Source organism: Shewanella holmiensis (genome assembly GCF_025370255.1).
GTDB lineage: Bacteria > Pseudomonadota > Gammaproteobacteria > Enterobacterales > Shewanellaceae > Shewanella > Shewanella holmiensis.
The window spans coordinates 70570-82579 of record NZ_JAMTCD010000003.1 but is presented as its reverse complement, the minus strand read 5'-3'; the positions used below and the strand labels follow the sequence as shown (position 1 = coordinate 82579).

The window sequence follows — 12010 nt, the reverse complement described above, 5'->3', positions numbered from 1 at the left end:
TGCTGATTCTAAATACATAAAAGGAACCATTTAGGTTCCTTTTTCGTTTTTAATATTAAAATTTTACAAAATGAGATGACCCATTAAGGCAATAATAGGCAACGTCACTACGGTACGTAGAATGAAAATCACAAATAACTCTAAAAAGTTAACTGGAATTTTACTGCCAATTAGCAATGCACCCACTTCGCTCATATAAATGAGCTGTGTGACAGATAGCGCTGCAATCACAAAGCGTGTGAGATCTGACTCAATTGAGCTAGCTAAAATTGAAGGAATAAACATATCAGCAAAACCAACAACAATCGTTTTCGACGCAGCAGTGGCTTCTGGAATTTGTAATAGTTCTAGTAACGGAATGAAGGGCATGCCCAAGTAGTTAAATATTGGCGTATATTCAGCGAGAATTAGCGCCATTGTGCCAATCGCCATCACCACAGGAATAATACCGAATATCATATCAATGACATTTTTTAAACCATCGATAAAAACTTTCTTAACGCTGGTGGCTTGTGATGCACGGCTTAGCGCTTGATGGTATCCCCATGAAAACACACCATGTCCTTGAGGGATCATTTCATCATCTGGGTGGCGCGGTGTGTTATCAATATAGTTGTCTTTTTTCCACGATAATGGTGGTAATTTGGGGACAATTATCGCAGCCATGATACCAGCAAAACAGACTGTTAGATAAAAAGGCACAAATAGGTGCTCTAATCTTACCTGTGAAATGACGACCAAACTAAAGGTGATTGATACAGCTGAAAACGTGGTGCCAATAACCGCGGCTTCACGTTGGGTGTAAAAACGAGTCTCATATTGTTGGCTGGTCATCAAAATGCCAACACTGCCATCACCTAGCCACGATGCGATACAATCAATTGCACTACGACCCGGTAAATTAAAGATAGGGCGCATGATTTTAGTTAGCATGGTGCCAAAAAACTCAAGCAAACCGAAATTCAATAATAGTGGTAATAGCATACCGGCAAAGATAAATACTGAAAATAATACTGGAAGCAAGTCGTTATAGACCAAGCTGCCAGTATTCTCTGAAATAATCATTTCAGGGCCAATATTAAAGCAAGTCAGGGTGATAAATATGGCTCCGATGACGCGCATTAATAACCAAAAACCAGAAACATTCAGTAACGCTGTTAGAAAGTGGCTTTTACGAATAAAGGCGGGGCGGATGATGGCGGCTAATACTGAAATGATTGCCATAAAAATGACAATGCCCGTAACAATAAGTTGGATTGAGCCACCCATTGCCGATTGCAATGCTTTAGAAACGATAGCAATAGGAATGGTTAATCCTTTATCAGTCGTTACCGGTGTGATGAAAAGTAAAAGACCAATTAAAGACGGTATAATAAAAGTCAGTATCGTTTTTAAGTTATGTATTGGTTTTTTTTGGTTCACGGTTTCTGTACCTTAAAATCTACCCATTTTGGCAGCAAATAAATTATCTAATCCGTCCATGAGGCGCTTGCTGAAAGTTCGTCATGATTTTTGTGCGGCAAGGTTACCGCCAATTTCAGTCTAAGTAAAACGAATCACATAAATGCATAGTTATCACTTATTTTTGATTAACTATATTGTAAAGCAAAAAGTGGCATTTGTAATGATAAATTAATATGTAATCAATGTGTTAAGCTTATGTTTTTGCGATCGTTCGTAGTTGTTATAGCACTGTGTTTACCTTTGGAGGTGCCATCGTTGAATGTCTATGCATTTTTTTGTCATTTTTACAGTAGTAATGAGGTTAAAATAGTTAATAAATATGCCATTTACATCCATATGGTACCGATGTAGATCAACATTCTGTCGTAGATAGCGCAGTTTTTAATTTATATGTGGCATAAACTAGCTTTGAGTAACTAATAATAAATTGGTGTTATGACAAACAAAGATAAAATTAAACAACTGTCGATACGTTTTGGCTTACTGGGGTGTTTTGGCCTTTTCTTGGGGTTAGCCATTTCGATAGTCATTGAATCAACAAATGCTAGTGTTGATGGTTTTTTGCTGTTTAAAAAAAGTATCAGTGAATTGGGGTATTATGGTCATTCACAGTCAGCACTCCTGCTAAACGGTGGATTATTTTTTGGGAGTTTATGTATCGCTTTGGCTAATTTATTTGCCTTGCAAGTGACCAAAGGGTGGCTTAAATATCCTTTTTGGTTCAGTTTTTCAGCAAGCTTTCTTGCTTTGGCTGTAACTGGTCTATTCCCTTTAAACGTATATCATTTACACCTCCATGGTTTAAGCTACTTATTCATTTTAGTGTGTTTTTCCAGCATTGCTTTTATGGCTTACGCTATTCAGATAGGGTGGCGGGAGGTTAAGCTGCCATTATTGCTTGCTACTATTTGTTTATGCCTTAATTTAAGTGTGTTTATTTTACCTTATGCAGGATTCATTTCTGCGCCATTGTTAACTGCTACGTACATGGACATTATTGCTTCTTCGGCAACATTATCCCCTAAACCCGATTTATGGTGGCAGGCATTGACACAATGGGGTAGCGACATCACTTTGGTGTTATGGGTATTATCCTTGCTGTCTTGGTTAAAAAAATCATAACGCTATAAATAGTGCCAACTTAGGTGAAAATGAATGTTAAATAGTCGTTTTCACCGTTATTTTTATTTTTTACTAAATAAAAGCAAGTAGTTGGCCATTTACGCTTAAATTCGCCTCGTTAACCGCGCAAAATATCAATTTGACGGTAAACTTTTCAATACTCTTTATTTTTATCTATTAACCTAAGTTTAGGTAAAATTAAACAGTCACATTGTCTTGCAGGTTCATTCCTGGTTCACCATACCAATAGCCATTACAATCATTGGCTGGGCGTTCAATATTGATACCTGTTAAGTTTATTTCATCAAGGTTAGATAGTTGTTTGATTAGTGCTATATCTTCAAATCCTGATGGTGATATTCTAAAATAATTGATTCCTATAGCTGACATATCGGTCATTTGGTTAATCAAATTCACTTTGGCTGCCGACTGAGTTTGTATTCCGTTGAGCCTCAGTAATGGTTGCGATTCTTGAGTTTGGGTTAGTATGCCCTTGGGATATTGTTGGCAAATAATTTGACAATCTAACTTCGGCTTTTGATGGTGTTTGGCTGTAAAACATCGGGCTGAGTGTGCCAAAGGGATATAACCATAACCGAGCACTTCAGTTTCAAACGTGTTTGAGCTTTCAGCCAACACTTGCTGCAACCAATATTTTGATAATTCATAAGGCATTATAAATCTGGTCATGCCAATTTTTTGCATGATATCAAGACTGGCACGATTGTAGAGATTCAAGGTGGGGCCGGCTACGAATGGAATTGCAGCTTCCTGAGCGAGGTTCACCGCAGCCATATCATTAGCTTCAATCGCAAATTCAGCATTATCAATGATACGTTTTAGCTCAACTAATTCTGATGCCGACTCAATTAAGGTTAAAGTCGACAGAATCACCTTTTTACCTTTGTTGTTTAATAAGCTCGCTAATTCAAGATAATCTTTATATTTTAATTCGCGGCGGCGACTGCAAATCACTTCACCTAAGTACACCGTATCTATTGCCGTGTCTGCCACGGCTTCATAGTATTCAAACGTTACTGTTTTATTCCAGCAGTATGTGAGTGGTCCGAGGGATAAATTCATATCAAATACCTATTGCCATTGGCGTTCGTAAGCACCTAAAGTCGTGACTTGGCCTTCAGATACTTTATCTAAAGCTGAATGCCATTGAGGTTTTTTTTGCAGCGTATCGGCGAACGTTTCAGGAGACTGCAGATAGCAATCTATGGCTTGTCGCCATACCTGAGTGACCTGAGTTACATAAGCTGGACTTCGCTGGCGCCCTTCAATTTTGAGCGAACGAATACCTGCCTGAGCCAGTTCAGGAATTAGGCTCATAGTATTTAAACTGGTCGGTGATTCGAGCATGTATTCTGGTGCCATTTCATCGTGGGTTTGATAACGACCCTTGCATACAACGGGATAGCCTAATTGCTCACTTTGGCTAGATTTATCAATTAGCACTTCATTTAATCGGGTTAATTTATCCGTGCCAACATCTTGCCAACGAACATGATTAGCGGGCGAGCATGAACCTCCGGTATTGGGTGATTGTCCGGTAACGTAACTCGATAATTGACAACGCCCCTCAGCCATAATACACAAACTACCAAAGGCAAAAACCTCTAAATCAACTGGACTGACTTTAGCTAAATCTTTTACCTGTTTAACCGAAAGCACTCTGGGTAATACCGCTCGTTCAATATTAAACTGCTGCTTATAAAAGGATAATGCTGCCACGTTGGTCGCACTTGCTTGAACCGATAAATGCAATGCTAATCCCGGATAGGTTCGGCTGGCGTAATCTAAAAGCGATATATCTGCACAAATCACAGCATCTAGATGCAACTCAGCAGCTAAATCGATAGCTTGCTGCCAACGACTTTCATGACCAGGTTTTGCAAAGGTATTTAGCGTTAGAAAGAGTTTACGGTTTTGCTGTTTAGCTAATTGGCTCGCTTGTTTTATTTGAGCCGCAGAAAAATTAAGACCAGCAAAAGATCGGGCATTAGTGTCATCTTTTAGTCCCAAATATACCGCATCGGCTCCGGCATTGAATGCCGCTTTGAGGGAGGCTAAATTGCCCGCAGGGCACAACAACTCCATTGGATTATCCTAGTGTTTTTTAGAGTAGGAGAGTGTAAAAGTGATTCAATCGCCATGATTTGATTTAGGACAGGTTTATGTTGATAAAAGATCGCTAAACTTGCGCAATTAAATGAATCAACTGTTCAAGGACAAATTAAGTGAGTGGAATTTCTCAACAACTTGCATCGCGTGTTTTAGATTTAGCCCCCCGGGTGAGTAAAAAGTCATTAGCTTTAGTACCTGACAAACTAAAGTTAGATCTATTATCCAAGCTTCTGAATTTAATGTTGAAGCCGCAAATTGAGCAGGCTGAACTTGATTTTTTGAAGGGCAAATGGGCTGCCATTTCTGTGGCAGATATTGGATTACAATTTCAATTGAGTTTTGATGGCCAATTAATTTTATGTCATCAACAACAAGCCGATGTGACTTTTACCGCGAATGTCCCCGAATTGCTTTTGGTCGCCGCAGGTAAAGAGGATCCTGATACATTGTTTTTTCAGCGAAAGTTATTGATTGATGGCGACACAGAGTTAGGGCTGGAAGTTAAAAATTTACTTTTGGGGATTGAGCTTGACTCATTACCTAAGGGGGCTAAGTTAGCGATAGAGAAGCTAGCGGTGACTCTGCAGACATTGCAACAATACCAATAAGCACAGGTTATCTCTTTTAGCCCCCCTATGTTACTGAATAGCCAGCTGGCTTACGACTGCTGGTTGCAGGATGTCTATCACCAAAGACGCTGATATCGTGAGCCATTACCCTTTCATAACTGTTTCTTAGAAAGCGCGCAATTCTCACTCCCATGACCTGATTACGAGTGGAATAGTTATGGTTTACTGGAACGCAGCTGTTTGATACTTTTTTGGCTGCATAAACTGAATTTAGTTAATTGTACTTAGCGCTGAAGATTGATATCCATTAACCGCATATAAAAATGGCGCTTTCTAAGCGCCGTTTTTGTATCATTATTTTATGCTAAATTTTTCCAGTAATGATGCCGTATTTCACCATTAATGCATCCTGTGATTCCACATGAGCAGGATCGGGGTCGATACAGTCAATTGGGCATACGGATACACAGGTGGGTTTGTCATAATGTCCTACACATTCAGTACACAAATCGGGATCGATTTCATAGATCTCTTCACCCATAGTGATAGCTGAGTTAGGACACTCAGGTTCACACATATCACAGTTAATACAGCTATCATCAATGAGTAAAGCCATGGTTTAAATTGCCTGATGAGGATTACGCGTATCCTGACCTTGTGGAAGATTACGCATCAAAATTGCTTTATCTGTGTTGACTTCAGCTGGCAGTTCTAGGAACACAAAATGTCCTGACCCTAATCCGGCCTCAACACTTTCACCTTTGCGGTTAATTAACTGTTTAATTGTTAGGTTAAAATTGCCCTGTGGCGTCATGACTTCCACACTGTCGCCAACAATAAACTTATTCTTAACGTCAATTTCAGCCAAACCAGTAGCATTTCGTTTACCGGTAAATTCACCAACAAATTGCTGAGTGTCACTAATCGAATAACCATAATCGTAGTTTTGATATTCATCATGTACATGACGACGTAAAAAACCTTCAGTGTAGCCGCGATGAGCTAACCCTTCTAAATTGTGCATTAATGTGCGATTAAAATCTTTACCTGCAGCAGCATCTTCAATGGCTTGGCGATAAAGTTGCGCAGTACGTGCTACGTAGTAAAACGATTTAGTACGGCCTTCAATTTTTAATGAATCAATGCCCATTTTAGTCAAACGATCAACATGCTGAATCGCACGTAAATCTTTTGAGTTCATAATGTAGGTGCCATGCTCATCTTCAAATGCTGGCATGTATTCGCCAGGTCGGCCAGGCTCTTGTAACAGCACAATTTCACTTGATGGTGCGCCAGCACCTAAAGTGGGTGGTGTTTCAATTTGAACGGCAGGATTGACAGCAATAATGTCGCCTGTTTCAGTTTGTTTTGCTTCATGAACATCGTATTTCCAACGACAAGCATTGGTGCAAGTCCCCTGGTTTGGATCGCGTTTGTTCATGTAACCTGATAATAAGCAGCGGCCAGAATAAGCCATACACAATGCACCATGAACAAACACTTCTAGCTCAATATCAGGGCAACGTTGACGAATTTCTTCAATTTCATCTAAGGATAACTCGCGTGATAGGATCACGCGTTTAATGCCCTGTTGTTGCCAAAATTTTACAGATGCCCAGTTAATGGCATTGGCTTGAACGGAAAGATGTACCACTTGATCGGGGAATGCTTCACGCACCATCATAATTAAACCCGGATCAGACATGATCAATGCATCAGGCTGCATTGCAACCACGGGCTCCATGTCTTTTAAGTAGGTTTTTAATTTGGCGTTATGAGGCGCAATATTGCTGACTACATAGAGCTTTTTGCCTAAATCATGCGCTTCTTGAATGCCGCTGGCTAAGTTTTCCATTTTGAAGTCATTATTTCTGACTCGCAAACTGTAGCGAGGTTGGCCTGCATATACAGCGTCAGCACCATAAGCAAAGGCATAACGCATGTTTTTTAGGGTTCCAGCAGGAGACAATAGCTCTGGTTTAAACATAATTACTCTCAATCTAACGATAAAATAAAGCGCGCAGGTTGCGGGGGCGCGATCGTACTGAAGTTATAATAGCAGAGCAAGTAAGACCTTTCTTTTTGTGAGGTGAATCTCTTTTTGATTTTTTAACTTGGTATTGCTGTCTATTTATAGGGGAGATCCGGAGTCATTAACCTGTGATTTTGAAATATGTTTTGAAATTATGCAGATTTTCTTCTGCTTAGCTCGCATAACGTGCTTTATTCAGTATACAATTCTATCATTATGTTTTTCACTTTTGATGGAGACAGCATGTCTGCAGAACATCAACTATTGGTCAGCTTATTAAAAAAACTAAAGGCCGATGCCCTTGTATTACCGACATTGCCTGAAGTGGCGATGCGAGTACAAGAAGTGGTTTCGCGCCCTGACTCTAGTTTGAAACAAGTGGGTGACATTATTGGCCAAGATGCGGCAATTTCTGCGCGAATTATTAAAGTCGCCAATAGCGCACTATACTCAAGAGGCAATAAAGCCGAGAATATTTCAGCGGCAGTTAATCGTATTGGTTTAGTGCAAATTAAAAGTATTACGACCTCTGTAGCAATGGAGCAGTTATTTATTTCTACCAATGAAATGGTGTGGGAAGTGATGGATGAAGTATGGCAAACATCCATTGAAGTAACGGCGTCTGCTTGTGCCATGTTAGAAATTTACAACAAGCGAAACCCAAGTAAAAAATTAGATCGCGAAACTTTAACGTTAGCGGGTTTAGTGCATAACATTGGCGCGCTACCAGTATTATCTGAAGCTGAGGTGCATCCGGAACTGTTCACCAGCATAGATCAACTTCGCGGTTTAGTGCGAAAAATGCAAGGTCCGATTGGTCGTGCGGTATTAAAAAGTTGGGATTTTGCTGCAGAAGTAACCGAAGTTGTTGAGCGTTGGGCTGATTTCCATTATTTACCAGAACAGGTTACCTATTTAGATTTTATCCGTGCAGCGGCGTTTTACACTGGTGAGTTACGTGCAGGTGAAGAATTAGCACAGCGCCTTGATGTTTTTGTTGGACGCGGATTACCTGTAACACCAGAAGATTTAGGCAGTGATGTATTTACTGATTTATATCATTCGATTAAGGAAAGCTACCAATAAGTGTTATTAAGCTTGATAGTGATACTTATTTTTCCGAAAGGCCAAACTGTGAATAGGCACTTTTAATGACGCAGACAATGTATTTGTTTTGTGTGACGATTTTAGCCATATTCCTCGGTGTCATGTTGATTGCCGCTGGGGTTTATTGCTGGCGCCAAAAACGCTATTTACAGCAGCTAACACATATCTTAGAGCGTCAAATACAAACAATATCACCCGTCGACTTTGGTTCTATCCCCCAAGTATTTACCCCTTTAATCACCGCTTTAATCAATTTACAAAAATCCATTCCCTTTAATGTTGAACGCGATAAGTTAACTGGATTATCCAATCGGGTTGGTTTTAAACGTAAAATATTAAGTCGAATGCCTATCCAACATGGGATGATTTTATTAATTGATATTAAGCAGTTTCGTTTTGTAAATGATCTTTTCGGCTTCGTATTTGGTGACGCGTTATTAAAAGCGTTTTCACAGCGGGTTAATTCGTTATCGAGAAAAGCTCAGTTTGTTGCCAGAATGAATGGTAATGAGTTTTTGTTATTTTTTCCTGAAGTAATCGATCATGAGCAGCTGCTTGTAATAAAGGATGAATTACAGCAACCGTTCGAAATAGAACAACAACCTATCAGTGTGACGGTACAATTAGGTGCATTAACGTTAACTGAGCATCATGCAGACGTGAGTATTATGCTGCGCAGATTAGATTTAGCATTGAAAAAAGCGAAATCAGATCAAAAAGGTATCGCTTACTACGACAAAGATGATGATAAAAAGCAATATCGCGAACTGCTTATTATTAACAGCCTGCCTAAAGGTTTAAAACAAGATCAATTGTTTATGGTATATCAGCCCAAGTTGGATATAAAAAGCGGAAAGTGTGTTGAAGTGGAAGCATTGATCCGTTGGCATCATGAGGGGTTAGGCGAAATATCTCCGGATGAATTTATCCCTTTGGCTGAACATACCGGTATGATCAGTTTAATCAGTGGTTGGGTGTTAGAAAAAGTCATTTCTCAGCAGGCAAAATGGCGTGAACAAGGTATTTATGTCAAGGTTGCAGTTAATCTTTCAAGTGATGATCTGCATGGTAAGCCCATAGTCGCCGATATTTCTAATCTATTAACACGCTATTTAGTTCCCGCTGAATGTTTAATGATTGAAATTACTGAAAGTGCATTAATGGCCTCCTATGAACAGGTCATCAATACTATAGAGCAATTACAAATGCTTGGGGTAAAAGTGGCCATTGATGACTTTGGTACCGGGCACTCTTCACTTGCTTATTTGCGTCACTTACCAGTAAACGAAGTGAAGATTGATAAAGCCTTTTTACAGGGATTCCAGCAAGAAAAACAAGCACAAAGTATTGTGAAAATGACCATTGTTTTAGCCAAAGAGTTAGGCTTTGATGTGACAGTAGAGGGGGTAGAAACCCTCAGTACGTTACAAATCCTCGCTGAATTTGGTGCTGACAGAATTCAAGGGGAGTATTTTTCAAAACCCTGCGATGCAACTGAGTTCGCTCAGGTCTACCCCAAATTATCTCAGGGATAAACGGTGTCATTGTTGCTGTGATGATTATGCGCGTTATTTGGGCATGGTTTTATTCAGTAAGGCTATTAATTGTGCTGGCATTGCCGTTAGTTGTCTTTTGTTGTTCATACACACCATTTCAATGTGTGCGGTTACAGCGGCTTTCGTGGCATTGGGCCGCCAAATTTCTTGTTTCCAAATAGTGCGATATTTACTTTCGAAACAAAATTGCGTTCTCACGTCGATGATATCAGCGAATTCCACACCATCATGGCAAATCATGTCACTCTTATAGACCGCAAACCCTAACCCTTGTTGATTCCATAGTGTTTGTAAAACATCTGCACCAATAACGTGTTCGCGCGCTCGTTCAAAATATTTCAGAAAATTAGGGTGGTATACCACGCCTGAAAAATCAGTATCTTCATAGTAAATTTGCACCGCAAAGTGGGCTGATTCACTCCATATAAATGCGTTACTATTACTTGGCTTTTGCATGATGTTCCTAACTGTCAGTGTTTAAATACGATTTAAAATAAGCGATGGGCAGTGTAGAGGATTTTGAGATTTATTTCAGTGAATTTATCCCAGTTGATTTTGCAAGTTTAAGTTAGCATTGCAAATAAAAGCATTTCAGCGGTATAATTTGTTCATAAGATTTTTCTAATGAATGTTGTTATAAATGGAGCAATAATGGCTGATAAAATTGTTGAAGTTAACACAACCATGGGTGAAAGTTGGAAAGTGACTGCGCAAATTCGCGAGCATACGTTAATTATTGATCAGCCAACGGCTGGCAATGAAGGCGCAAATCCGTTGGAAACTTTTTTGTTCTCGTTAGCGGGGTGCATTTCTGCCATAGCTAAAATGGTGGCTCGTGACAAAAAAATCCATATTCGTCAATTTGATGTGCAAGTGAAAGCAGTACTCAATACCGCAGGGCTTTCAGGGCTGCAAACGGATGATCCTGTTGGATTTAAACAAATCGATTTAATTGCCACCATTGATGCTGATTTAGATGAGCAGCAAAAACAAGATTTTCTTGATGCTGTCTGTCATCGCTGTCCAGTACACGATAACTTATTAAAACCAACGTTAGTGACTCATAGTGCAAACTAATTGCTTCTAGCGATATTTAAGCCGTGATTAAAACGTCGTTTGTATTGTGAGCTATCCAGCGTTGAGTTTAACGATAAATACTAATATGACAATGGCCTGATTACTGACGTTACAAGGCCATTTTTTATGTCATATGATCAAGTTAGGTTTAATTCATCTAGGGATAAATGAAGATTAAGTTTCAGTCGCTAGAGCTCAAACTACGTTATTTTTAAACATAAATCTGTTTGGTGATTTAAGGTGAAAGTAAAGGGGGAAATACCTTAACGATAGATTATAACCGTAGCCAATATGTCGACTAACGTAGGTCACCATTAGCTTCACAATTGGCGTAAAAATTAGCGTTAACCAGAGTATCGTTAGCAATGACGAGTGATGCAAATAATACATAATCAGTTGCGCTAGTTAACAAAAACGCTATATAAAACCATTGCTAATACACGTGTTAACGCAGCAAATTATTATCAATAGGCGTGTGCAACTGACATTGATCGGTTAATGATTTTGCGGTTAATCGCGCCACACTAATCACATGGGTTAAACAATCATATTTACGATTTATGGCTTGTATCAGTAAATCAAAATCCCCATCACCAGAGAGTAAAATCACTTCATTGATGTCTGCGGAAAGTTCTAACATATCGATGGTAATTCCAACGTCCCAGTCGCCTTTAGCTGAACCATCGCTGCGTTGAATATACGGCTTGGTTTTTACGGTAAAACCAATATGCTTTAACGCATCCTGAAATTTAACCTGACCATCATCATTAGGGGCTATGGCATAGGCGATAGCGTGGACAATTTCACCACGCTCTTCTAATTGCTTATACAATTCACGGTAATTAAAGCTACGATTAAAAGCCTGCTTACAGGTGTAATAAATATTTTGAACATCGACAAATACGGCAATTTTATACATTTATTAACCTACAAGGTGTGAGTAAAGGTCG

12 protein-coding genes are annotated in these 12010 nt (G+C 39.4%); 5 read left to right on the top strand and 7 right to left on the bottom strand.

All coding sequences use genetic code 11. From position 1 onward, the window contains the following. Positions 1–63 precede the first annotated feature (63 nt). Positions 64–1422, bottom strand: a complete 1359-nt coding sequence (locus NE535_RS03470) for a YjiH family protein (protein WP_261297300.1) — start codon at positions 1420–1422, stop codon at positions 64–66. 477 nt (positions 1423–1899) lie between these two features. On the opposite strand from NE535_RS03470, the gene NE535_RS03465 reads away from it, so the two are divergent. Further along, positions 1900–2586: a hypothetical protein gene (locus tag NE535_RS03465; RefSeq protein WP_261297299.1), complete on the top strand. Its 687-nt coding sequence runs from the start codon at positions 1900–1902 to the stop codon at positions 2584–2586. 198 nt (positions 2587–2784) lie between these two features. Here the strand turns inward: NE535_RS03465 and NE535_RS03460 are convergent, their stop codons facing one another. Next, positions 2785–3669, bottom strand: coding sequence for a U32 family peptidase (locus NE535_RS03460; protein WP_261297298.1), 885 nt, complete (start codon positions 3667–3669; stop codon positions 2785–2787). A 9-nt stretch (positions 3670–3678) separates the two neighbouring features. After that, positions 3679–4692 carry a ubiquinone anaerobic biosynthesis protein UbiU gene (gene ubiU, locus NE535_RS03455; protein WP_261297297.1) on the bottom strand — a complete coding sequence of 338 codons (1014 nt, stop codon included), beginning with the start codon at positions 4690–4692 and terminating at the stop codon, positions 3679–3681. Between the two features lie 140 nt (positions 4693–4832). Between ubiU and ubiT the strand changes: the two genes are divergently transcribed. Beyond that, positions 4833–5327, top strand: coding sequence for a ubiquinone anaerobic biosynthesis accessory factor UbiT (gene ubiT, locus NE535_RS03450; protein WP_261297296.1), 495 nt, complete (start codon positions 4833–4835; stop codon positions 5325–5327). Positions 5328–5652: 325 nt separating this feature from the next. Here ubiT and NE535_RS03445 read toward each other — a convergent pair whose 3' ends face one another. Together NE535_RS03445 and trhP are read right to left on the bottom strand one after the other, a co-directional pair. Further along, the gene (locus NE535_RS03445; protein ID WP_188840596.1) at positions 5653–5904 is read right to left on the bottom strand and encodes a YfhL family 4Fe-4S dicluster ferredoxin; all 252 of its coding nucleotides are present in this window, start codon (positions 5902–5904) and stop codon (positions 5653–5655) included. A gap of 3 nt (positions 5905–5907) precedes the next feature. After that, positions 5908–7275 carry a prephenate-dependent tRNA uridine(34) hydroxylase TrhP gene (trhP, locus tag NE535_RS03440; RefSeq protein WP_261297295.1) on the bottom strand — a complete coding sequence of 456 codons (1368 nt, stop codon included), beginning with the start codon at positions 7273–7275 and terminating at the stop codon, positions 5908–5910. 288 nt (positions 7276–7563) lie between these two features. Between trhP and NE535_RS03435 the strand changes: the two genes are divergently transcribed. Next, positions 7564–8406 carry an HDOD domain-containing protein gene (locus NE535_RS03435; RefSeq protein WP_261297294.1) on the top strand — a complete coding sequence of 281 codons (843 nt, stop codon included), beginning with the start codon at positions 7564–7566 and terminating at the stop codon, positions 8404–8406. Between the two features lie 65 nt (positions 8407–8471). Continuing rightward, a complete protein-coding gene (locus tag NE535_RS03430; RefSeq protein WP_261297293.1) occupies positions 8472–9962 on the top strand; it encodes a putative bifunctional diguanylate cyclase/phosphodiesterase in 1491 nt (496 codons plus the stop codon). A 33-nt stretch (positions 9963–9995) separates the two neighbouring features. On the opposite strand, the gene NE535_RS03425 is transcribed toward NE535_RS03430, so the two are convergent. Further along, the gene (locus tag NE535_RS03425; protein WP_261297292.1) at positions 9996–10439 is read right to left on the bottom strand and encodes a thioesterase family protein; all 444 of its coding nucleotides are present in this window, start codon (positions 10437–10439) and stop codon (positions 9996–9998) included. 195 nt (positions 10440–10634) lie between these two features. Between NE535_RS03425 and NE535_RS03420 the strand changes: the two genes are divergently transcribed. Then, the gene (locus NE535_RS03420) at positions 10635–11060 is read left to right on the top strand and encodes an OsmC family protein (protein WP_261297291.1); all 426 of its coding nucleotides are present in this window, start codon (positions 10635–10637) and stop codon (positions 11058–11060) included. A 445-nt stretch (positions 11061–11505) separates the two neighbouring features. On the opposite strand, the gene NE535_RS03415 is transcribed toward NE535_RS03420, so the two are convergent. Continuing rightward, positions 11506–11979: a LabA-like NYN domain-containing protein gene (locus tag NE535_RS03415; RefSeq protein WP_261297290.1), complete on the bottom strand. Its 474-nt coding sequence runs from the start codon at positions 11977–11979 to the stop codon at positions 11506–11508. Positions 11980–12010 lie beyond the last annotated feature (31 nt).